This window comes from Echinicola salinicaeni, from assembly GCF_014280965.1.
GTDB lineage: Bacteria > Bacteroidota > Bacteroidia > Cytophagales > Cyclobacteriaceae > Echinicola > Echinicola salinicaeni.
On record NZ_JACODZ010000003.1, the window covers coordinates 403,086 to 427,684 of the forward strand.

A 24,599-nucleotide genomic window follows, 5' to 3' on the forward strand; every position below is an offset into this window, starting at 1 on the left:
ATCCATTAACAATAAAATCTAATAATAACCTCAACGATGAACAAGCTGAAACCCCTAATGCTTGGAATGATGGCACTTTTGCTGCCTTTGCTCATCCAAGCTCAGAATGAACCACTTCTTCTGGAAGTTGACCTTGACGACAAGGTCAGTGATGTCTCGCCCAATATGTGGGGACTTTTTTTTGAAGATATCAATTTCGCAGCCGATGGCGGCCTCTATGCAGAAATGATCAAAAACTATTCTTTTGAATTTGAAAATCCCATGATGGGCTGGAGAAGAGTGGAGGACAATGGCGCAAAAGGATATGTTTTTAATAGGAATCATCCGAGCGGTGTCAACCATAAATACCTGCGCTTACAGCGCTTAAATAATACAGGGAATTTTGGGGTAAGTAATGAAGGTTTCCGCGGAATGGCCGTCAAAGAGGGCTTGAAATATACGGTGACCTTTATTGCTAAACTGGCCAAAGGGGATAATTTAGCCTTAAATACAAAATTACTGGATGGTGGAGAGGAAATTGGAGAAGGATCAGTAAGTGGCTTTACCAGTGAATGGGCAGAATATGAGATAGTGATGACGGCTGATAAGACCTTGGACGGAGTAGGATTTCATGTTTTGCTGGAAGGAGAAGGAGAACTTGATATTGATATGATCTCTATGTTCCCGGAGGATACTTGGATGGGAAGAAAAAGAGGATTGAGGAAAGATTTGGTGCAATTACTCGCAGATATGGAGCCGGGGTTTTTGCGTTTTCCAGGTGGTTGTATCGTCGAAGGTTTTGACTTGGAAAACCGTTACGAATGGAAAAAGACCATTGGAGAAATGGAAGACCGTGAGGTCATCAAGAACAGGTGGAATATTGAGTTTGCCCACCGTACCACTCCAGATTATTATCAGTCATTTGGCATAGGTTTCTTTGAGTATTTCCAGCTTTCAGAAGATTTAGGAGCCGAACCCCTGCCTATCTTGAGCTGTGGTTTGGCCTGTCAGTTCAACACAGGAGAGCAGGTGGCCATAGGAGCCTTGGATGAATATGTCAATGATGCCTTGGACCTGATTGAATTCGCCAATGGACCTGTGGACAGTAAATGGGGAGCCAAGCGGGCAGAAATGGGGCATCCAGAACCTTTTGACCTGAAGTTTATTGGTGTAGGCAATGAAAACTGGGGACCACAGTATATTGAGCGGGCCAAAATTTTTGAAAAAGCGATCAAGGCGGCCTATCCTGAGATCACCATTGTATCCACTTCTGGTCCTTTTCCTGATGGCCATGAGTTTGATTACCTATGGGGAGAGTTGAGGGAAATGGATGCAGAATTGGTGGATGAGCATTATTACAGGCCACCATCCTGGTTTAGGGAGAATGCCAGAAGGTACGATGATTATGACCGAAATGGTCCCAAAGTTTTTGCCGGAGAGTATGCTGCCCATAGTACTACGGTCAGCGAATCTTGGAAACGTAATAACTGGGAAGCAGCCTTGTCAGAGGCTGCATTTATGACTGGTTTGGAAAGAAATGCCGATGTAGTGAGGTTGGCTTCTTATGCTCCGCTTTTTGCGCATGTAAATGGCTGGCAGTGGAATCCTGATTTGATCTGGTTTGATAATCTCAGGTCTTATGGCACGACTAATTATCATGTGCAGAAATTATTTTCGACCAATAGAGGCACAGATGTATTGCCAATTACTGCAGATGGAAAAAGCTTGGCAGGAGAGGATAATTTGTATGCTTCTGCCGTATTAGATGAAGATAGTGGTGAAATGATCTTCAAGATTGTGAACACATCTACAGCGGCTAAAAAAGTCAGCATCAAATTGGATGGAAAATATAGGGGCAATGGAGAAGGTGTTTTAATTGAAATGGCCCATGAGGACCTGGAAGCATTTAACTCATTGGAGAATCCTGTCGCAGTAGAACCGCAAGAAAAAAGCTTTATAATCAGTAAAAAGACAATTGAGTTGGAGCTCAAAGGACAGTCTGTAAATGTCGGGAAAGTTAAATTGAGTAAATAGAAATAATATTGTTTGATTGGGAGAGGGCCAGCCGAGAGGTTGGCCTTTTTTCATGCCTAAGAATTGACGAAGTATTGAAGGAAGTTTTAATTATTAGGGAATCTGTGCTATTTTACTAAAGAATAATCAGGATAAAGTCTGAGGTTTTGAACGAAATATGAGGATAAGAACGGTATATAGGCTCTTTTTAGGTGTTTTTTTGGTGATGTTAATGCTGGCATGCTCCAGCTCAACAAAAAAGCAAAGGATGATCCTTGACTTCAATAAAGGCTGGTATTTTAAATTGGGGGACCATCCCAATGCCCTCAATGCAGATTTTAATGTTTCTAGCTGGCAGGAAGTTACTTTACCCCATGACTGGAGCATAGCGGGGGATTTCAGTGAAAATCACCCCACTACTGTGGCTGGAGGTGCTTTGCCAGCAGGAAAAGCTTGGTATAGAAAGACTTTTTTACTTCCAAAAGAAGCCGTGGAACAAATTATTTGGATAGAATTTGATGGGGTATACCGTAATAGTGAAGTTTGGATCAATGGGCATAGATTGGGGGAAAGACCAAATGGTTATAGCTCCTTTAAATATGATTTGTCCCCTTACTTAAATTATGGCGATGAGGCCAATATCCTTGCCGTAAAGGTGGACAATGCTGACCAGCCCAATTCTAGGTGGTATACTGGATCTGGTATATACAGGAATGTTCGATTGGTAAGGACAGAGAAAATCCATATTGATCATTGGGGGCTTTTTGTGAGTACTTCCCAAGTGAGCCAGGAACAGGCACAGGTGGATTTGGAGGTAGTCATTAAGAATGAAGGTCTCGTTCAAAGGCATTTGACTTTAGAAACCAGGATATTGAATAGTGAGGGGCTTGAAGTGGCACGCCAAACTACAAAAGAGACGGTTTTAGGAAATCAGCATGCTGAGATTATTCAGGAAATCAAGGTGGATAATCCGCAATTATGGTCGATTGAACATCCTTATTTATACCAAGTGGAGACGAAAGTATATGCTGGTATACAGCTAATGGATGATTTGACAACACCTTTGGGGATACGTTATTTTAAGTTTGACCCTGAAAATGGATTTTCTCTGAATGGCCAAGCCATGAAAATTAAGGGGGTTGCCATGCATCATGATCTAGGAGCCCTAGGAGCGGCAGTAAACAAAAGGGCCATTGAGAGGCAATTGAAGATATTGAAGGAAATGGGCGTCAATGCTATCAGGACAGCCCATAATCCTCCAGCTCCTGAATTATTGGATTTATGTGATCAAATGGGCTTTCTTGTGCAAGATGAAGCTTTTGATGTTTGGAAGGAGGGAAAACAGGAATCTGATGGACACATATATTGGGAACAATGGCACAGAAAGGATTTAGAAGATATGGTCCTAAGAGACAGAAATCATCCATCAGTGATCATGTGGAGTATAGGAAATGAAATCCCAGAGCAATATGACAGTGCAGGAATCAGTATAGCCAGTGAATTGGCAGGGATCATCAAAGAGCTGGACATGACTCGGCCTATAACAGCGGGCTTGAATGAAAACAGACCAGGAAAAAACTTTGTGGTTCAGTCGGCTAGTTTGGATGTTTTAGGATTTAACTATAGACATAAGGACTATTCGATGCTGGATAATTGGTATCCAATGATGAATTTGATTGCTGCTGAAGGAATGTCTGCATTGGCTACCAGGGGACATTATGAAATGCCATCTGATAAGATTATTCGCATGAATAGCCTTGAGAAAGAAAGTATGGAAGATGAAGATTATTCCATTTCATCTTACGATCATGTGTCAGCTGATTGGGGCAGTACCCATGAAGAAACTTTAAAAGCGCTGAAGGGCAAAGACTATATTTCAGGTATTTTTGTTTGGGCTGGATTTGATTATTTGGGAGAACCTACTCCTTATCCTTTTCCCGCAAGGAGTTCCTATTTTGGTATTGTGGACCTAGCTGGTTTTCCTAAAGATGCTTATTATCTCTACCAAAGTGAGTGGACGGATAAGCCGGTTTTGCATTTGTTCCCACATTGGAATTGGAAAGAAGGTATGGCCGTGGATGTTTGGGCATATTATAGTCAAGCGGATGAGGTAGAATTGTTTTTGAATGGAAAATCCCTTGGAGTAAAGAAGAAGGAAGGAGATGCCATGCATGTCATGTGGCGTGTGGATTTTGAGCCAGGATCATTGAGGTTGGTTTCTAGGAAAAATGGTGAGCAGATTTTGGAAAGACAGGTGCATACTGCTGGGGACCCTGATAAGATACTTTTAACTCCAGACAAGAGGGAGTTGTCGGCTGACGGAAAGGATTTGTCTTTTGTTACGGTAAGTGTAGTGGATAGTAAAGGGGTCTTGGTACCCCATGCGGAAAACCTGATCAATTTTGAAGTGAAGGGAGCTGCTAAGATTGCCGGGGTTGATAATGGTTATCAGGCTTCTTTGGAATCTTTTAAGGCAGATTATCGAAAAGCCTTTAATGGTAAATGTCTCTTGATCGTTCAAAATAATGAAACCAAGGGAGAAATTGTTATAAGGGCGAGCTCTGACGGTCTAAGGGCTGCTCAGACTTCTTTAACGTCAGAGTAACTAACACTAATAATTTTTGTTTCACGCTAAGGCTGCAAAGAAGGCGTAAATTACTAAAAGATTGATTTTGAATGACTTATAAGCCAAGTCTTAGCATTCTTAGCCTAGCCTCAGTGCGCTTTGCGTGAAATATTAAGCAACTAATAAGAATAGCTTACCTGACTGCCTTTTTCTGCATCCAAGGTTACCTTCGCAAATACACCGATTTCTTGCTGGAGCTCTTCTACATGGGAAATGATACCGACGATCCTATTTTCATGTCTTAGGGATTTGAGGGTTTCAAATACGGTCCTTAGGGCATTTTTGTCCAATGCTCCAAAGCCTTCGTCCAAAAAGAAAAAGCTTTGCTCTGCCCTGTTCAGTGATTTTACCTTTTCCGCCAATGCCAAAGCCAGGCAAAGGGATGCTTGAAAAGTTTGTCCTCCCGAAAGGGATTTTAACAATCTCCTGTTTCCTCCATTTAGGTGATCGATGATCCAGAAAGTATTGGATTCATCCACATCAAGGCTTAAGCTGTTTTTGGACAATTTCATAAAACGAAGGTTGGCCGTATGTACCAGTTCCTTGAGATAGATATTGCTGACATATTTTACAAAGCCGCTCCCCTGGAACATTCTGTTAAGCTCATTCAGGTTGCTTTCCCTTTTTTCTACCTCATGTAAGTTTTTGCTTAATAGGTCTTTCTCTTCCAGTTTAACCTTGATTTCAGCGATTTTATTGGCCAGAAGTGAAAGGGATTCTTGAACTTCAAGCAGCTTGGATTTGGCTGTCTGGTAAGCTGATTGGACTTTTTCATAATATTCAAGGGAAAATTCAGCCACAGCTTTGTCTGCCTTTAGCTCTTGGATTTTTCCATGGCAGAGATCCCTTTGCCTGTCAAATTCTTTAATTTCCTCCTCCAATTGCTTCGGGTCAATCTGACTGGCCAACAGCTGTTTTACTGTTGTGGCATCTTTGAATGCATGGCTTTCCAAACTCAAGGCCAGTTCATCCTTTAGCTTTATCAACTTTCCTTTTACCTCTTCCAGTCGATTTTGGTAATTCTTTAGGTTGGTGAGGTTGGTGGTCTGTTTTTGTTTGGCTTCATTAAGGGCATCCTGCGCCCGTGGGAGGTTTACTTCCAACTCCTCCAGAAATGTTTTAACCTTGGAAATATCCTCGTCGATTTTTTGGGCTGAGGCACCTTGGTATTTTTCCAGCAAATCCTGATAATTGATTTCGGCCAATTTGGTCTCGATCTTTGTGTCTAGGGTCTTTGCTTTATGATCTACGGCCTGTAGCTTTTCAAGGTCTTTTTCGGCATCTGTTAAGAATTGTCTATGGTTCGTTTGTAGCTTTTTAAGGCTCAAGCTTAGCCCTTTTTCTGTTTGGATTTCATGTTTGGCCGATACAAGCCTGTTTTCTATGGCTTCCTGATCCTTTAAGCCCAGCGCTCCAAACTGTTGGATTAATGTTTGGTTTCTTTCCTTTAGTTTTTGGATTTCAGTGAGCTTCTCTGTTTTATTGGCCTGGGCGTTTTGTTGTCCGATCAGGAGCTTTTCATGTTTGGATTGGGCCTGTCTATACTGCTCAAGTTTGGTTTTGTTTTCCTGGATTTGAAGCTCGTTTTCAGTGAGCTTTTCTTGGTCAAAGTTATGGGAAAGTGGGGTAGGGTGGTCCAGGGCACCGCAAAGTGGACATGCCTCACCTTCTTGAAGTTGATTGGCATAGGTAAACAGTCCTTGCTGCTGTAAAAGCTTTTCCCTTTCTTTTTCCAATAAGGAAAGCTGAGAGCTGCTTTCTTGAAGCAATATACCAAAATCAGTATGGTTGATTTGGAGTTCGGTTAGTAGGGATTGTACCTCTTTTTCTGATAAGGCTAAATTTTCTTCCAGGCTGTTGACCTGCCTCTCAAGACTTTGGAGGTGGCTGGCATTTTGTCTCATTTCTACCAAGGCAGCCTCCATTTTGCTGATTTCTTCCATGGAAGGTACCTTCAGTTTCTCCAGCTTTTGCTCTTGCTCCTGGATCGCCTTTTCCATCTCGGTTTTCTTGGATTGAAATTCCTGACTGTTTTTGGTTAATCGATGCAATTCTTCCTGAAGGGATTGCTTTTCAAGGTCAAGTTGGTTAAGGTCTTTGATCTGTAATAAATCCCTGATACGGGCTTCTCGCTCTCCTTTTTTTCTATACTCATGGTACAATTTATTGTACCTTGCTTCTTTCTGCTCAATTTCCTTTTCAAATGTCGATTGGAAACGTTCGCAGTCCACGACGCTTACCTTATACTTTTCCTCTTCGGTTTCTTGCTCTTTGATTTGCTCGAGAATAGGTTTTAGGTAGGTTAATGCTTTTTGATATTGTTCCAGGTGTTCGCGCTTTTGCTGGAATACCGGTATTTTCTCTTCCAGGCTTTGCCATTGGACAAGAAGTAGTTTGAGCTGTTCCGCTTTTTCTTTGATGGATTGGGCTTTTCTTAGCTCTTGCTCCTTCTGGTCCACGAGCTTTGATTGGTTTTCCTTTTGTTCAGAAAGGGATTGCTGGTGTTCAAGGGATTGCTTTAAAGCCTCCTTGGTATAAGTCTCCAAGCCTTCCAACTTGGTGTTAAGAATCGTTTTCTTTTCCCTTTCGGCACTGAGTAATCTTCTGGTTCTGTCGGCCAAGTCGAAGCGTTCCAGACCGAAAAGCTCCTTCATCATATCCGCCCGGTCCTTAGGTTTTTGCTCTATGAACTCCCTGAATTTCCCTTGGGGAATAATGACCGTCTGGCGGAAGTGGGACATTTTCATGCCCAAGATTTGCTCGGCACCCATTTCCAAAGGCATCCATGAACCGGCTTGTTGTTCATAAAAAGTATGGGTGGCCGGTTTGATATCCTCAAACTTTTTGGGGTTCCTTTTGGCCAGGTAGCTGGCCTTGTATAATTGCTGGTTGTTTTTTCCCGCTTTGAATTCCAGGTTGATGGAGATGGCTTGGCTCTGGAGGTTAACCATGCTGTTTTTCTCTCCTTTGCTGGCCAATCTTTCGGTATTGCCATAAAGTGCCAGTAGGATGGCTTCCAAAACAGAGGATTTACCGCTGCCAACTGCCCCAAAAATGCCAAATAGGCCTGCTCCAGTAAGCTGGGTGAAGTCGATGCTTTGCTTTTCTTTATAGGAATATAATCCTTCGATTTCCAGTTTGATAGGGATCATTGATCTTCTTTTTGGCTGATGATTTCGTTAAAAAGTGATTGGATTTCCTCATTGGGGGCGATGCCCTTGGCACTTTGGTAAAAACGGGAGAAAAGCGTGCCCATATCCTGACCAAGGTCCTCGGCCTGCAGGCTATTGTCCTGGCTTTGTCCCAGGTCCGAGAGTTTAGGGATCAGGCTGACGATGCCATCGTGGGCTTTCATGATGGCCTTTCTGGTGGCCGCGTCTATGGAAGTGTCCGTTTCAAAGGTGATTTCCACAAAACAATAAGGATTGGCTTCCAGCCATTCGAGGGTGTCCGCCAAACTGCTAAAGGATTGTTGGTATAGGGGGCGTCCTTGTTCCAATGTCTGGGCTTCATAGCTGACTGGCTTTCCTGGTTCTGCCTCTACCAGTACGACTTTTTTCTCTTGATTGGCCTCGCTGAAACTATAGGCCAAAGGGGAACTGCTGTATACGATGGGGCAGGGAGATTTGTCCGCAGCATGGTAGCGATGTAGGTGCCCTAAAGCTGCATATTGGATGTTTTTTGGAATAAGATGGGTATAGATGGCCTGGGCTCCCCCCACATGAAGGATAGGTCGCTCGCTTTCCGGTTCGGCTTCTGGCTTTTCGCCTTCCTTGATAAAGAAGAAATGGCCCATAAATAGGTTTACACCTTTTTCATCGCAGTATTTGTCAGCAATCTTCTGCCATTTTTCTCCCAGTACATTTCGTAACTCAGCTTCTTTGTCCTCCTCTCCGAGATAGGTTTTTAGCAAAACTTCATTGGCGTAGGGAGCAAGGATGAGCCTGATGGGAAAATTATATGTTGGAAGTTTTAGCTCTACAAATCCCGGGGCGGATTGGGTGATTTCGATTCCGCTGTCCAATGGACCAGTGCTGAGCACTTGGTCGTATTGGCTGTAGAAAAGTATGCCCAGTTCTTTGGCCAATGGGTTGGGGGCACTGATAAATTGGGTGCTGTCATGGTTGCCAGAAATGGCAATAATGGGCCTTTGGCCATCCTTGGAGAGTCTTTTTAGGCTTTTGTAAAGTAATTCAACTGCTTCATGACTGGGGTTAAAAGTGTCAAAAATATCCCCAGCAAGGAGTACCAAGTCTATATCTTCACGATCTGCGATTTGTATGATCTCCTCTAAAACCAGCTCTTGTTCAGGTAACCTGGAATATTCCTGAAGGCGTTTTCCTAGGTGCCAATCAGCTGAATGTAAGATTTTTAGCATATGATAAAAATGCGTATTTTATGTTTTGAATAAAATTCAGATTAAATTTATGCGCTTAAAATTTGCGAAGCAAACCTATTTGAAGCCAATGACAGTATTTGGCATTTAAATTGAGTAGGCCAATTCTTATGAAAAAAGCAATTTGTTTAATTCTATTTTGGGTGGTTTTTGCCTCTTTCAAGCTGTCTGCCCAGACCAAAGAGGTACCAGTGGATTCCACCTTATTGATAGAGAAGGGAATTGCCAGTTATTATGGTAGGTTTTTCCATAATCGCCGTACCTCAAATGGGGAGATTTTTGATATGGAAGGGATGACCGCTGCCCATAAAAACCTCCCATTCGGTACTATGGTGAGGGTAACCAACCTGAAAAATGAAAAGGAGGTCATTGTAAAGATCAATGACAGGTTGCCCCAAAATTCCAAAAGGACCATAGACTTGGCCAAGGGGGCTGCCAGAAAACTGGGCATGATCCAAATGGGCCTGGCACCGGTAAATATCAGTGTGCTCAAGCCAGAGGTAGTGACAGATTTGATCGATTATTATTCCGGTGAAGCCCCTGAAACATTGAGATTAAGGGTGTATTCTCAGCCCATTGAAATAGAAAAAGATCTTGAATCACTTTTTAGCTGGACAGCTTTGGAACCAAGTATTTAGTACTAAGTGTCAAGTACAAAGTATCATGTATCAAGTACAAAGTAGGAAGTACGAGGTACGAAGTAATAAGTAGGGAGATTTTTTACCAAAAACTCAGAGAATTCTGTAGAGACTTAGTGTCCTCTGTGTTTCCAATTTCAAGTCTCAAGTCTCATGTCTCAAGTCTCATGTCTCAATATAGTATCAAGTACGAGGTACGAAGTAATAAGTAGGGAGATTTTTTACCAAAAACTCAGAGAATTCTGTAGAGACTTAGTGTCCTCTGTGTTTCCAATTTCAAGTCTAATATCTCCAATCTCAAGTCTCAAGTCTCAATATAGTATCAAGTACGAGGTACGAAGTAATAAGTAGGAAGATTTTTTTACCACAAAGTTCTCGGAGGAAGCTCAAAGGTCGCAAAGGTTGAATTTTTTACAAAAAACTCAGCGACCTCTGTGAAGTCTCTGTGTTCTCTGTGGTTCTATTTTTAGTCTAATTTTTCATGTCAAGAATAAAGAGGAAAGAGCAAAGAATAAAGACTTCAAATCTCAGGTATCAAATTAGTATCTAGTAGCAAGACACTAGTATCATGTATTGAGAGGAAAGAATAAAGAACAAAGAGGAAAGAATTTTAATACTAAGTCTCCTAATCCTGACTATTAATTAAAAACTCAGGGACCTCTGTGAAGGCTCCGTGTTCTCTGTGTTTCCAATTTCAAGTCTAATATCCCCAATCTCATTTCTAATATCTCAAGACTCAAGACTCAAGACATCCCTACTCAATACTACTTTTACATCACATACTCATCATTGATAGGACTTACCGGAGCTGGAATATGTTCTTCACGGATCATTTCCAAGAGGTTGATTTCAATGGTTCGGGTGATTTGATCTAAAGGAATGCCGGTAGGGATAGGTTCAAAGGGATTGATAATGGCCTGTCCAATAAAGTGGATGGTATGGAAGACATAACCTACAATGGTGCCAAAAATGATGGCTCTCCAGCCCACTGTAGGGGCCACTGCCAGGGTGAAGGCGATATTAAAAAGCCAGATAAACATTTTGGTATAATAATTATAGGTAGTGGGGAAGACGGTGTTTTTTATTCTTTCGGATTTGCCCATCTCATCACAGAACCGGGTAATTTCTGCATTTAACTCCAAAAACTCAAAGCCGTCAATAAGACCATCCCTTCTCCAGCTTTTTAGCTCCATGGTCTGTAGGCTCAGGATAGCATTATGTTTATTGCTTTCTCCCTTAATAATATCCAAATCGCTCTGGATAAGGTATTTTTTATATTCCCCTGTTGATGAGCCACGCAGTTTCTCCTTTAACGCATAGAGGAAGGCAATATGTCTTTTGACCGTGTATTCCTTCATCAACTGTAAATGCTGTCCTTTGATTTGCTCAGTAGCTGTAGGAAGCAAGATGATATTTCTGGCCCAGGTTCTGGAGCTATTGACCAATACACCCCAGACTTTTCGGGCCTCCCACCAGCGATCATAAGCTTGGTTATTATTGAAACCTATAAAAAATGCCAGGGCAGTACCCAAGATGGTGGGGACGATGGCAGGCATCTCAAAATGGTACTGGATAAAATACCAATAAAGAAAGTAAGTCATGGAGCAGGTAAAGGCGATCATAATGGTGTTTTTCCATGTCCCTCGGACTATCCTGCCCAATCTTATATTTTGAGTGATGATCATCTAATGGTTATTTTGTTTAGGGTAGCCTATCAATTTAACAATAATGTATGGGATTTTAGGCGTGATGGGTGTGACTTTTTGAAGATTTTATGTGGCTAAATGGCTATCAGATATAGGAAACTGAATATTTAGCAATCTTCTGGAAGCATAAAAACACACAATGCTAAAAGTGGTTATAGCTTTGAAGTCCAATTAATTAATCCTTGCTGACACTTTTTAAGCTTAGTCAAAAACAAATAAGTGAACAAACTGGTTAAATGGTAGTAATTACAGAAAAAATATTATAAAATTAGAAAAAGGCCCACTTATTCTTAATTTATAAGCTTACAATTATTAATGTAATAGTAGGTAGACCTTTACAGAAGATTCATTTTTTCAAGAATTTAAAAATTCATATACAATATCAAGTCACAACTTTAACGCTAAAGCTATGAAACAACTAAATTTTATCATTGCCTTCCTATTTCTAAGTCATATGGTGATGGCACAAGATTCGAAAAAACCCAATATCCTTGTGATTTGGGGAGATGATATTGGTTGGCAAAATGTGAGTGCCTACGGTATGGGAACCATGGGCTATACCACACCCAATATTGATAGAATAGGTAAGGAAGGTATTCGTTTTACGGATCATTATGCCCAGCCCAGTTGTACAGCAGGAAGAGCGGCATTTATCACCGGGCAATACCCCATTAGGTCAGGCATGACGACAGTAGGGCAGCCGGGAGATGTATTGGGACTGCAAGCTGCATCACCATGTCTTGCGGAAGTACTCAAATCACAAGGTTATGCCACGGGGCACTTTGGTAAAAACCACCTTGGAGATAGGAATGAGCATTTGCCAACTGCACATGGTTTTGATGAGTTTTATGGCAACCTCTACCACCTTAATACCCAGGAAGAAGCAGAACAAAGGGATTACCAGCGGTTTGGCGAGGCGTTTTCAGGTAGCTTGGAAGAATATGAAAGTAAATATGGCACCAGAGGGGTGATTCATTCATGGGCAACAGATGAAATGGATAATACCGAAGACCCTAGGTTCGGTTTAGTGGGTAAACAAAAAATTGAAGATACGGGAGCGCTTACACAGGAAAGAATGAAAAATTTTGATGCTGGTGAGGTGATCCCAATGGCCCAGGATTTTATGGAAAGGGCTGTTGATGATGATAAGCCATTTTTTGTATGGTTGAACACCAGTAGGATGCACCTGTATACTCGGTTAAATGAGGAATGGAGATATGCTGCAGAGGAATATACCAGCGAAGCTGATTATCATGGATCGGGTATGTTACAGCACGATCATGATATTGGATTGGTCTTAAAATGGTTGGAAGAACAAGGCTTGGCAGAGAATACAATTATTTGGTATTCTACAGATAATGGCCCTGAGCACTCTTCTTGGCCACATGGAGCCACCACACCTTTCAGGGGAGAGAAGATGACCACTTATGAAGGCGGTGTCCGGGTGATATCCATGCTGAGATGGCCGGAGGTAATCGAAGGAGGAAAGGTGCTTAATGGTATCCAATCCCATCAGGACATGTTTACCAGCTTGGCTGCGGCAGCGGGAGTAGATGATGCTGCTGAGCTGGTGATGGAAGAGAAACAACAATATATAGATGGGGTCAATAATCTACCCTATTGGAAAGGAGAAATGGATAAATCGGCTAGGAATCATATTTTTTATTATTATGAAAGCAAGTTGACAGCAGTAAGGATGGGGCCATGGAAATTTCATTTCTCTACTAAGGAGGATTATTATGCCAATGTAATTCCACGGACAGTGCCGTTGGTCTTTAATATCCGGATGGACCCATTTGAAAGTTTCGATAATAAGGATTCCTATGGGCACTTGATGCAAAAGGTGTCCTGGTTGATACAGCCCATGGGAACCCTTATGGGGGAACATCTACAGTCCCTGGCAGAATATCCACCTGTGCAGGGAGGAAAGTCATTTGATATGTCCAATGTGGTAGATGATTTCATAAAGAAAGGCCACCAATAAATTGAAGTGGGCTTGATAAAGAAAGGTGTAGTTTAAATAGCTACACCTTTTTTCGTTTTTATTAATCTTTGGCTTGAAATCAGAAAAGCATATTATAATTTTATATGTGTCCACTATGCTGCACATAGCTGAAAAAACAAAAGTTTAACTTATTATTAAGCTTTTCCACTTTTTCCCTTGATGAAAAAGGGTGCAAAAAATCTAGACCGTGGAGCATTCTTCAAATTGAGTCGAATACGGTTTCGATTAGGTACTATTATCTCAATTTGATTTTGGAAGACTTGCTACGGGCTAAATATGAGCGGATCTAGGCCTAATGTACTGATCGGGACCGGCTCTTTAGCGTGCGGAAATAACCTCGTAAACGAGAGGACCTGCCCTGCAAGCTGGCTACTCGCTAAAATCAGTCACTGACTGTTTTTTTACGCTTGTCCCTCCACAACGCGAGCTAGCTCATTTTCTTAACGCCCTCCTCAATCGTTCCAAAACCGAATGTTCCAAAGGCCAAATAATAGATTTCGGTGAATATTTCGTTTATGAGAGGATATGTGCAAAGTTACAACTACACCTTTTTCGTTTTAGTTTAGTTTAGGGAGGAAATCAGAAAACATCCTATATTTTTTAAATTAAATAATTAGTTTTATAACTTAGTGTTACGTTATTTTAGTTTAATTTTTGAAGTTATATGATTGTTTTTTGTAACCGACTTTTGGCATTGATTGTTTTGCTTGGCTTTTTTTCAGGATGTAAGGGTGATGCCCAAAAAGGAAATGGTAATCCTGAACAAAGGGAAATATCCCTGATTAAGCAAGAAAGTACCATAAGCTTGCCTTTGGATGCTGAAACCCCAAACCTGAGTATGGGACTGGCTTATTATCCATCTGATCCACCTGTGCTTTTTAATATCAATCCCAAGACGAATAGCTTGCAAATATTTGACTTAGAGGAGGAAGTGCTGTACAAAACACTGACTTTTGAAAAAGAAGGGCCAAAGGGCGTTGGTCGGGTATTTGGCTTCCATGTGCATAACCTGGATAGCATTTTTCTGTTTCCCCAAAACAAGGGAGAAATCTATTTGACAGATACTTCGGGGGTGATCAAAAAGGAAATCAGTTATGAAGTGCCCCTTTATCATACAGCAGCATTTGTGCTTACCTCTCATTTTGCTTCCCCTCCAGTGATCAGGGATGGGAAGATGATTGTGAAGACGCACGTAGATGGAAACCATAAAGTTATAACCGGTGAGGAACTTAGCAAAAGGCATCTTGTTTACCTTATTGATTTAGAAGACGGAGAGGTGGAGTTATTACCACATCGGTATCCAGAGAATTATCTAGAGGAGGGAAAAAGGCATTTTGAAGCGAGTTTTTCGGCTTCCCCTACAAAAATGGTTTATTCCTTATTTGCCGATCATAAGCTGTATTATGCTGATGCGGAAGGCCAAGAGCTGAAAGCAAAAGAGGCCCCCAGCAAGTATATCAAGTCCGATTTTGAAAATTATCCCTTAGGAGGCAATAGGTTTGAAAGCTATCAATATTTTTCTGCTTCTCCACACTATGGGAGTCTTTTATATGATCCATACAGAAAGGTTTTTTATCGCTTTTGTTATCCAAAGGTGGAGGTCGAAAACGATGAACAAGTTCTTAAGTTAAGGCAATATCCGGAGCGATTTTCGATAATGGTATTGGATGAGGATTTGAATGTATTGGGAGAGACCTTGTTGGAGGATGAGCAATACTATCCAAACAATGCCTTTATCAGCAAAGAAGGACTTTATTTATCCATTAACCATGCGGACAACCCAAGGAACAAAGAGGATTATTTAAGCTTTGATTTGTTTGAGTCTGTGGAGGCTGGAAATTAGCAGCAAGAATAGAAGGGGTGTAATTGCAAATTACTCCCAGTTAAAGGAATCATCTAAGTTTAATAAGATACCTGTTGTGATGATCCATGGAGGCAGATGGTAATTTTAATTTTGAGCTTTTGCCCTAGCTAAGTAATACTGATCATTTGAAGTGAAAGTTATGACTAATTATTTCTATCTATTATTGTTTGTTCTGGTGTTATTTTCTTGTAAAGAAGATGAGGGTAAGAGTGTCTATAATTCCACCCTTGAAACAAAAGTTTTTGGGAAGAGATTAAAATCGAGTGATGAAATATTAAGGGTAAATATTATGTATCAATATGGGGAGTTATTATACATTGTTGATCCTGACAAAAAACATGTTTTTTCCATAATAGACATTGCTAAAGACAGGGTTATCTCTCGATTTGGAAGGGTTGGAGAGGGACCTTGTGAGCTGAGTGGGGATTTTGGAAATCTAAGGAAAGCGGGTAGAATGAATATGGTCAAAGAAAATTAAGATTAGTATCTGCTCAACACTTATCAATAAAATCGACTGTTCAGAAAAATGATTTCATAATTTTTTCTGAATTCAAGGAGTAATATCTCCTTTTTCAGTATTTGTTAATTAGGAAGTCTTATTCACTAGTTGAGCTCTGGGCACAACAGAGGACGAACAAAGCTATTCTAACAAAAGATAGCTTTGGATTTTTAATATAAAGTGATGTATGTCTTGAAGAATATAATCATTTCTTTTTTTGTACTGGGCTGTATTTATTCATGCAAGGAAAAGGAAGCCTACAACGGAAAGTCAAATTTAATTGAGATTCGAATTCCTGATCAGGTTAAAAGTGCCGCCAATCTGGATAGTATATTGGAATTTGTTGAGGTCAAAAAGCTGGATATACCTTTATCCCATTATATAGGTAATCCTCATTTTTTTCTTTCTAATAATGAAGATTTTATTGCTGCTGATCTGTATGGAAGCAATAGGATTATAAAGCTTGGAGAAAATGGCAGTTTCAAAAACCAAGTACTTGATGTGGGAGATGGACCGGATAAATATAATAATGTCCATACAGTGTTAATTGGGAAAGATAATTATCTGATGTTGTACGAAGGGGGGGCAGGAAGATTTGTATTGGTTGATAGCTCTAGCCAGGTTATGGATCGAGTAAAAATGGATTATAGTATTTCTAATGGCGTATATTCATCAAAGTTTGGGGTATATTGTTTTTACTCAAATTTTGGATTAAACTATCCGGATAATTTTAGGGTGAGTTTATTCGATCAGGACTTAAAAGAGGTCAATAAATTTTTTAAGGATGGGCCTAAATATAAAAAGTTACCTTGTTTAAAAGTCTTAATGAATAATTTTTCAGTGACTCCAAAGGGAGATGTTCTTTTCTATGAAGCTTACTCGGATACTATTTATCAACTTAGCAGCAAAAAAGACTTTGTGCCGAAATACCGTGTTCAGTTTCCTAATAATCAAACCTATGAAAAGGTATTAAGAGAGGCAAAAGAGGTGATGGAAAGAGACTATAATCCGTACAGCACTTCAGAAATGGATAAATTCTTTCAGCTCTATTCAGGTTTTTATGAAACGGAAAGGTATATCGCATTTAACATTGAACAGAATAAGAAAATATATTTTATTATAGTTGATAAATTGGATGGATATAAAGTTTTGCACTGTACCAGCAGAGCGGTATCAATAGCTTACAAATGCATTTTGCCACCAGCCTTTCATTATCATGATAAAGGCCAGAAGTTTATTGCAATTTTAATAGGACATAGCTTGAAAACTTTTTTCGAATCCGGTAGTAAAGCCCTTGAAGGATTTGATATCACTGATGAGGACCTTTATATGGTCTCCTATTCGTTTAAAAAAGAGTGATTTATGGTAGGGGTAAGAGGCTTGAAAGACAATGTGCTTCACTTAAGCTAGGAATGCCTAAGCCGGCTAAATAATTCCAGTTTCTTATATATTCGATGGATTTGATTTTTTTGATTAAACAATTAGTTTTATAACTTAGTGTTACGTTATTGTTGTTTAACTTTTAGAAACTTATGATTGCTTTTTGTAACCGACTTTTGGCATTGATTGTTTTGCTTGGCTTTTTTTCAGTATGTAAGGGGGGATTTAGTATCTAGTAGCAAGATGAAAGTATCAAGTACGATGTACGAAGTGTCAAATAGGAGGATTTTTATCACGAAGTTCCCTAGGGAAGCTCAAAGTCCACCAAGGTTGAATTTTTACCAAAAACTCAGCGACTACTGTGGAAACTCAGTGCCCTCTGTGGTTACAATTTACTCTAACTCTTTGTGTCAAGAGAAAAGTAGGAAAGAAATGAACTTGAATAAATAATTGACCCAATAAAATTACTTTATGATAAAACAGTTGAGGATATTTTTTAGTGTGGTAATCATCATGATGGGGGCTTGTGATAGTGAAAAGAGCGAAGATAAAAACCATAAGTACTTCACCGAGGAGGATATTACGGAAAAGGTTACCTTGAAAAGCGAGAAGTATTATTTTGAGGAGTTAAAGCGCCCAATGCGGATAATGGTTAAGGGTGAATTTTTGATCATTGGTGAGCACAATCGCATTGATTCGAAACTTCCCCCAGTACATATAATTGATAGAAACAATTGGAAATATGTTGGAAGTAAAGGAGTAATAGGCTTTGGTCCTGGGGAAATTTCAGATGCTTATATGTTGGATGCTGGAGATGAAAAAGATGTGTTTTGGGTGTATAGTGCTTCAGAAAAGAAGTTCTCTGAATTTAATATTGACGATACGCTGCGACTTTCTAAAAATCAAATTAAGCAAAACGGAAAGTTTTATATGGCCATATCTATGGTTTTGTCTTCTGATAATACTTTGATATGTAGAATGGCAAATGATCCCAACCGATTTGTGGAATTTGATATGGATGGAAATAGATTGAATGGATTTGGGGACTGGAAAAGTTTTCCACTATCTAAAAATTTGAATAATTATATGATGTGTGATCTTCATCTTAGTCGACTGAGTGGAAACCTAGAGAAAGACATCTTTGTAGCAGCGGGAGTCAAACGTGATAGAGTTGAGATATTGAATAGAAAAAACAAAGAGATCATCGTGATAAATGGGCCAGTCAATCAAGTCCCGAAATTCCACCTCACCAAAGGTACAAATGGAGCTTCGACCTCTGTGATTATGGATAGGGATGAGCCATATAAATACAGGGACGTTTTTGTAGGAGATAAATACATTTATGGGTTGTACTGCGGAAGGACAAATAAAGAGATCAATTCGACAGGTTTAAATGCTACTGAGGTCTTTGTTTTTGATCTTGAAGGTAATATCCTGCGTTCGTTGAGTTTAGATCGGTCTCTCCAGAACCTAGTGGTGGATGAGAAAAAACACAAGCTTTATGGCATTACTACCGACGAAGATCCCGGGATTGCTGTTTTTGAAATGCCTTAAGAAATATACGCTATATGATTGTCAATAATTTCAGATCTGTTTTAGCCATTGTTTTACTTTTTCTGACAGCATTTTCCTGCTCAGAGAATAGGGGCTCATCTAAGTTTAATAAGACATTTTCCTTTGAATCTGTATCCAATATTAAATCCTTGAAAGGAGAAAAATATGAATTTGGGGAATTGAAAAATCCCAAGAAAATAGCATTGAAAAATGAATTTCTAATTATTGGGGAAAGTAGAAGGATAGATGATGATGATTTTCCAGTTCATATTATCAATAGGGAAAAGATGAAGTATTTCTCTGGAAAGGGAAAAATAGGCTTTGGGCCAGGGGAAATCTCTGATGCTTATGGAATCGATACAAGTGGAGAAGACAGTGTATTATGGATATACTCAGCACTCGAAAAACGGTTTTCTAGATTTAATATTTATGATCAGAAAAATCTTTCTGAATATCAGATAAAGCAAGATGAGAGTTTTTTTATGGCCACAGCAATGGCTTGGAGTTCGGATAGTTCAGTAGTATGTCGGATGGCCAATGATCCAAACAAATTTGTGGAATTTAAAATAGATGGAACACGATTATCCGGCTATGGCCTGTGGCAGGATTTAGATGTGGGCGAGGAACTAAATGACTTTAATATGGGACAATTGAATCATGGTTGGTTCAAGGGAAATAGAGAAAAGGACATCTTTGTAAATGTTGGATACAATCGGGACCATGTAGAGATTCTTCATAAAAGAAATGGTAAAATTTATACCATCGATGGGCCTAGGAATGAGATTCCTAAATACCATTTTGTATCAGGAGGAAAGGGAAACTCAAATGTTTTGATATTTGAAGCAGACAATCCCAAAGCTTACCGAGATGTCTATATTGGAGATCAATTTATTTATGGCTTATATTCTGGACATACTAGAAAAGAGATTTTAAAAGAAGGAAAAATTGCTGAAGACATTTTTGTTTTCAGTTTTGAAGGCGATATAAAGGATCATTATAAGATCGATAGGTCTTTAAGTGCCTTTGTAGTTGATGAAAGAGGTGGTAAAATATATGGTATAACGGTGGATGAAGACCCTGGGATTGCTGTTTTTGAACTGCCGGAATGATGATGGTTATTGGTGGCTTTGCTTTATTATAAAATGGTAAGGATAGATGGGGTGTAATTGCAAATTACACCCAGTTGAGTTTTGAGATTCAATCTCTAGGTGTAGATTGCATCTACACTTTTATTTATGTGTTGAATTTGTAATTCTAGTGTTGATCAAAATTTTTGTAATAATGGGTGAAGCTTATCAAATCAGTGACCAAAAAATGTCTTACTTTTTAACTTTTCAAGTGGTAGGCTGGGCAGCTGTTTTTTCAAGAAAAATATATCGGGATCTTATCTTGGAAAACTTGACTTATTGCAGGGAAGAAAAGGGGCTGTATTTATATGGTTATGTGATTATGACCAATCATCTTCATTTAGTGGTCCAACAAAAAGATGGAAGCTTATCGGACTGGGTTCGTGATTTTAAAAAGTTTACCAGCAAAAAACTACTCAAGATGATTTTGAATAATCATCAAGGAAGTAGAAGAGAATGGTTAAAAATGATTTTTAATTATCATGCAAACTCCAACAAAAGGTCAGATAAGCTTCAATTTTGGACTCATGAAAATCATGCTATAGAACTTTATAACCCGAAAATGATTGAAAGTAGAATGAATTACATCCATAATAATCCGGTTAGTGCGGGCATCGTAGAAAAGCCTGAGGATTATTTGTATTCCAGTGCAAGAAGTTATGCAGGCTTAGCAGGTCTTATAGAGGTTGATTATTGGTAAGTTAGGTTTAACTATTCAATTAAGATTGGTATCGGATAGGAGGGTGTAATTGCAAATTACACCCAGCATGGTCAGACCTAAATAACAACCAGCTGAGTTTTTAAGATATAATGACTAGGTGTAGATTGTATCTACACCTTTCTATCCATGGAATTTGTAATTCAAGTATTGATCAAATAAGGCGGTAATAATAATATAGGCTTGACTGACTTTATGGAGCTTGGTTAGCAGGTCTTATAGAGGTCGATTATTGGTGAATTAGGATTAACTATTCAATTAAGAATGGTAGAAGATAGAAGGGAGTAATTGCAAATTACACCTAGGTAAAGAAACTTTTTAAAAGAAAAATGATGACTAGATTACAGAAAGCCCTATTCAAAATTACTTGTGTTTTACTATCCTTTTTTACCTTATCATGTAACTACAAGGACCATAATGAAGATTATTTTCAGGTGAAAATAGATTTGGATGATTCCAGAAAGGGGAATTTATCAGACTATTTTGAACCACCTGAATTTATTTTTTTACAATCCCAAGATACCTTGCCCTTAGTATCACCTTATAATTTTGAGTTTAAAAATGAAAAAATATACGTTCTTGATTACACCCTAAATAGTATTTTTATTTTTGATAAGGAGGGAAGTTTTCTGGATGCACTCCTTCCACAAGGAAAAGGTCCCAATGAATTTTTTCAGCCAGATGGTTTTCAGCTTGTAGGTGAAAATATGATTGTCCAAGATACTTATCTCTCCAAGGATTTGACACTTGACAATAGCGGAAAGGTTATTCTGGAAAGGAATAACAACTTCAATAATACTTCCTTTTATTATGGGGAGGATTATATGCTATATTTTTTGGACTATAATCCTGAATTTGGAAACCATAATTTTCTAAGGAAAGATTTAAGCTCTGGTGAAGAAGAAACCTTTGTGGACATCCCCGGTAATTTGGAGAATTTGACGAAATACAGCAAAAGAAATGATTTTGTAATCGATGAAATGAACCAAAAGCTTTTATACACTATCCCCCATTCCACCAATATAGCCGTGTTTGATAAAGAAACTGGTCGTCTGGATTCTCTGGTTTATTTTGATTTTGGAAAGCATAATATGGATGATGAATTTAGAAAACTAGACAGGAGGCAGAAAAATGAGGTAATATATGAAAGGGATTATGTTGAGCGGATTGATTTGTTTGGGGTTTTCGGGAATACAAATTTGCTTTATATAAAGCAGGGAGGAAAGGATCACCATCTTATCTTTCTCAACGAACAACTGGAGCTTACAGATCAAACGGTCAATCCAACCAATGACTTTAATGAAATCAAATTGAAGTTTCCATGGACATTGAGTGAGAATGCCATTTTTTACCTTAAAAATTCCATCAGTTTCTATAATGAATACCTTGAAGCTTACTCAGGCAAAGAAGTGCAAATTAGAGAAGGAAATGTGCATGATTTCTTTTCCAAAAATAAAGAGGGGTTAAAAGATGAAGGCTGGATTTTAGTAAAGCTTAGGCTGAAATCTTAATAGAGGGAATTGCTGTTTTTGAAATGCGGGAATGATGGTTATTGGTGACTTAGGTTTATTATAAAATGGTAAGGATAGATGGGGTGTAATTGCAAATTACACCCAGTCGGGGTTCAGCAATAGTCAAATTTGAGTTCCTGACTCAAGTTTATTAGTTATTAAGTATTAGGTAGGACATTGGAGTTATGATGTGTCGGCTTACTAGAGTCTAGCGTTTTATATCTAAAATCCATTCTCAGCTACTTTATAGTTGGGGAAATGTTGACTTATAGCTATGACGGAAAGAAGGATTCTTAAGCTGCTTATTACAAAAATATGGAAAGGATCTCCCTTTAATTTTCTAGGACTTATGAAGCAGAGGACCTTAAGTCTCTGATAAGAGAAACACGGGATAAACACGGGATAAACACGGCTTAAGCAGGGGTTAAATACGGGTTAAATAGGACCGTTAAAAATGTTACATTTTAATATGGTTTTCCGTTTTACACGAATAACCTTATGCGGATTTATCAAGGTTGAAGAACAAGGAGCGAGAAGTAAAGACAAAAAAGAAATAAAGCTAGCTCAGAGGCTTCCTAAGTCTATTGATAAAAAACAGTCCATAAAAGCCCATAAGTACGCATTTCTTTAAACAAAGCTTTTGGAGGGTTGAACAAGTGTTTTTACAGCTTGAATGAATTTTGTTAAATGGTCCTAAAGCAGAAGTGAAACCTATTATAACTCTTGGAATCAAATCCTTTTTTGAATAAACCTTTGAAATATGACGTTTTCTTTCGAGAAGAAAGAAAATAATTTCATTTAATATGATTTAAATTTATTAATTATTGCTTTTTAAGTCTTCTATATTGTACTTCCCTTCATTCAGAAAAAAAAATACCCCAGATGGGGTATTTTATAGCATGCTTATTTTTTTTTTCTTGTGCTGTAGTCAGGTTTTTAATGAAACATAAAAACATGGAATGCCTTATTTTAAAAAATGAACTAGAAATAGCCAAAATCCCCATAGATGCTATTCTTTCATTGGAAGTAAATGATTATTTATTGACTTGCCGTACGGTTTGGAAAAGGGACTTTTCCTATAGTAAAGCATTGAGTGAAATAGAGAAGCAGCTTCCAAGTTACTTTTTGAGGATCAATAGAAATACCATAGTTAACCTCAATAAAGTTCAAGTGGTCAATTTCAAAGAAAGGACTATCCGTATGGATGATCAATTGATCTATCAAATATCCCACAGAAAAGTGAAAATAATAAGAAAAGCAATCAATGAATATGAATCGAATAGGCTCAATTTTAGCGAATAAGAATTTGCTTCCAGAGGATGGTCTGGTAATTTTTGGGGAAGCACGTAGTGGTACCACTTGGCTGATGGAATTGTTAAGTCATATACCCAATGCGATTATCAATTGGGAACCATTACATATGGAAAAAGGAGTGGTGCCAAGAGAATTTAATTGGGGAGATCGTCCTTATATTCCTTTAGATGATAAGCATGAGGCACATGGAGATTTAATTAAAGATATTTTGTCCCTTCGAAAATATTCCGAATGGACCATTGGCAAGAACTCATTGGAAGGTATAGTAAATGGAAAGATCGTCTTGACGAAGTTTGTTAGAGCCAATTTATTGATTCCTTGGATCTGTCATAATATTAAATTCAGACATAAGCCCATATTGCTACTGCGTCATCCCATTGACACCTGCCTCTCACAGCTAAAGGCATTTGGAAATGGCTACAAAGACTATGGAAACATCCCCTCAGGTATCAATAATACCCGTTTTTTGCAGCATAGAGATATACTGAAAAATGCCAATAATGATTTGGAGTACAAAATCATTCTTTGGTGTATCAACAATATGCCACTATTGGATAATTTTGGTTTACAGGATTTAGTAGAAGTTATCTATTATGAAGATTTGCTCCTAGATCCCCGGAAGCAAATCCGTTTCATTTTAGAGAGAGTTATTCATTACGAAAATATTGCAGAAGTAATGTCATTCATTCCCTTTAGGGCTGCAAGCGAAACCAGTTTGAATGGACTAGACAGCAGTCCTTTAATGCAGCTTTACAAAAATATAGATGCCATTGATTATAGGCAAAAAGAGCGGATCCAAATTATTTTTGATCACTTTGAACTAGAGATGTATAATGCCTTTAGTCCATATAGAGTCTCTAGTAAAATTAAATTATAATAATACTTACACTCACAAGTTTAGGTATGACGTTCACGGGCTATTTAGTTACACTTTCTCATTTCCATAGTATTATTTAATAGGTTAGAACCGATAAATAAATTATTTAATCAAAACCATTTTTAAAATGAAAAAGAAAAGAAATTTATCAAAAGTAGTAATGGCTGCTAGTGTTGCAGCTATGGGAGTAGGTGTATTTCATGTATTTGATGCTGAGGCACAGACCACAGGAGGTGGGTGGACATGTGAGGAAATTAGCCCAGGTACTTGGATATGTGAAAATGAAGACGGATCATCCTTCGGGTATCACGAATCTACAGATTTTGGAGATGGATCATGCGGTGGTGACCCTGATTCATGTAGAATCTTGTTTTAACAGAAATCAAATAGAG

General features: G+C 38.8%; 17 protein-coding genes. 14 read left to right on the forward strand and 3 right to left on the reverse strand.

Annotated elements, in window-relative coordinates; genetic code table 11:
• Positions 1-36: 36 nt before the first annotated feature.
• Entirely contained in the window at positions 37-2,013 is a 1,977-nt protein-coding gene (locus H7U17_RS07375; RefSeq protein ID WP_186756015.1) for an alpha-L-arabinofuranosidase C-terminal domain-containing protein, read from the forward strand.
• A 157-nt stretch (positions 2,014-2,170) separates the two neighbouring features.
• The gene (galB, locus tag H7U17_RS07380) at positions 2,171-4,597 is read left to right on the forward strand and encodes a beta-galactosidase GalB (RefSeq protein WP_186756016.1); all 2,427 of its coding nucleotides are present in this window, start codon (positions 2,171-2,173) and stop codon (positions 4,595-4,597) included.
• Positions 4,598-4,737: 140 nt separating this feature from the next.
• On the opposite strand, the gene H7U17_RS07385 is transcribed toward galB, so the two are convergent.
• Both H7U17_RS07385 and H7U17_RS07390 read right to left on the reverse strand, forming a co-directional pair.
• A complete protein-coding gene (locus H7U17_RS07385; RefSeq protein WP_186756017.1) occupies positions 4,738-7,770 on the reverse strand; it encodes an AAA family ATPase in 3,033 nt (1,010 codons plus the stop codon).
• A complete protein-coding gene (locus H7U17_RS07390) occupies positions 7,767-8,996 on the reverse strand; it encodes a metallophosphoesterase family protein (RefSeq protein ID WP_186756018.1) in 1,230 nt (409 codons plus the stop codon). The genes H7U17_RS07385 and H7U17_RS07390 overlap by 4 nt, the downstream gene beginning before the upstream one ends.
• A 128-nt stretch (positions 8,997-9,124) precedes the next feature.
• On the opposite strand from H7U17_RS07390, the gene H7U17_RS07395 reads away from it, so the two are divergent.
• Positions 9,125-9,652: a septal ring lytic transglycosylase RlpA family protein gene (locus H7U17_RS07395; RefSeq protein ID WP_186756019.1), complete on the forward strand. Its 528-nt coding sequence runs from the start codon at positions 9,125-9,127 to the stop codon at positions 9,650-9,652.
• A 770-nt stretch (positions 9,653-10,422) separates the two neighbouring features.
• Here H7U17_RS07395 and H7U17_RS07400 read toward each other — a convergent pair.
• Entirely contained in the window at positions 10,423-11,337 is a 915-nt protein-coding gene (locus tag H7U17_RS07400; protein WP_186756020.1) for a bestrophin family protein, read from the reverse strand.
• Between the two features lie 430 nt (positions 11,338-11,767).
• On the opposite strand from H7U17_RS07400, the gene H7U17_RS07405 reads away from it, so the two are divergent.
• The 11 genes from H7U17_RS07405 (at position 11,768) to H7U17_RS07455 (ending at position 24,583) form a co-directional block, all read left to right on the forward strand.
• Entirely contained in the window at positions 11,768-13,342 is a 1,575-nt protein-coding gene (locus tag H7U17_RS07405) for an arylsulfatase (RefSeq protein ID WP_186756021.1), read from the forward strand.
• Between the two features lie 685 nt (positions 13,343-14,027).
• A complete protein-coding gene (locus tag H7U17_RS07410; RefSeq protein WP_186756022.1) occupies positions 14,028-15,206 on the forward strand; it encodes a DUF4221 family protein in 1,179 nt (392 codons plus the stop codon).
• Positions 15,207-15,366: 160 nt separating this feature from the next.
• Positions 15,367-15,705 carry a hypothetical protein gene (locus H7U17_RS07415; protein WP_186756023.1) on the forward strand — a complete coding sequence of 113 codons (339 nt, stop codon included), beginning with the start codon at positions 15,367-15,369 and terminating at the stop codon, positions 15,703-15,705.
• Positions 15,706-15,918: 213 nt separating this feature from the next.
• The gene (locus H7U17_RS07420; protein WP_186756024.1) at positions 15,919-17,085 is read left to right on the forward strand and encodes a 6-bladed beta-propeller; all 1,167 of its coding nucleotides are present in this window, start codon (positions 15,919-15,921) and stop codon (positions 17,083-17,085) included.
• A 492-nt stretch (positions 17,086-17,577) separates the two neighbouring features.
• A complete protein-coding gene (locus H7U17_RS07425) occupies positions 17,578-18,660 on the forward strand; it encodes a BF3164 family lipoprotein (protein ID WP_186756025.1) in 1,083 nt (360 codons plus the stop codon).
• A 14-nt stretch (positions 18,661-18,674) separates the two neighbouring features.
• Positions 18,675-19,769 carry a BF3164 family lipoprotein gene (locus H7U17_RS07430; protein WP_186756026.1) on the forward strand — a complete coding sequence of 365 codons (1,095 nt, stop codon included), beginning with the start codon at positions 18,675-18,677 and terminating at the stop codon, positions 19,767-19,769.
• Positions 19,770-19,941: 172 nt separating this feature from the next.
• Entirely contained in the window at positions 19,942-20,487 is a 546-nt protein-coding gene (locus tag H7U17_RS07435) for an REP-associated tyrosine transposase (protein WP_186756027.1), read from the forward strand.
• Between the two features lie 347 nt (positions 20,488-20,834).
• Complete coding sequence (locus tag H7U17_RS07440) at positions 20,835-22,016, forward strand: 6-bladed beta-propeller (RefSeq protein WP_186756028.1); 1,182 nt, start codon at positions 20,835-20,837, stop codon at positions 22,014-22,016.
• A gap of 954 nt (positions 22,017-22,970) precedes the next feature.
• Entirely contained in the window at positions 22,971-23,318 is a 348-nt protein-coding gene (locus H7U17_RS07445) for a LytTR family DNA-binding domain-containing protein (protein WP_186756029.1), read from the forward strand.
• A complete protein-coding gene (locus tag H7U17_RS07450) occupies positions 23,287-24,207 on the forward strand; it encodes a sulfotransferase family protein (protein WP_186756030.1) in 921 nt (306 codons plus the stop codon). Before H7U17_RS07445 ends, H7U17_RS07450 begins: the two co-directional genes overlap by 32 nt.
• Positions 24,208-24,334: 127 nt before the next feature.
• Positions 24,335-24,583, forward strand: coding sequence for a hypothetical protein (locus H7U17_RS07455; protein ID WP_186756031.1), 249 nt, complete (start codon positions 24,335-24,337; stop codon positions 24,581-24,583).
• Positions 24,584-24,599 lie beyond the last annotated feature (16 nt).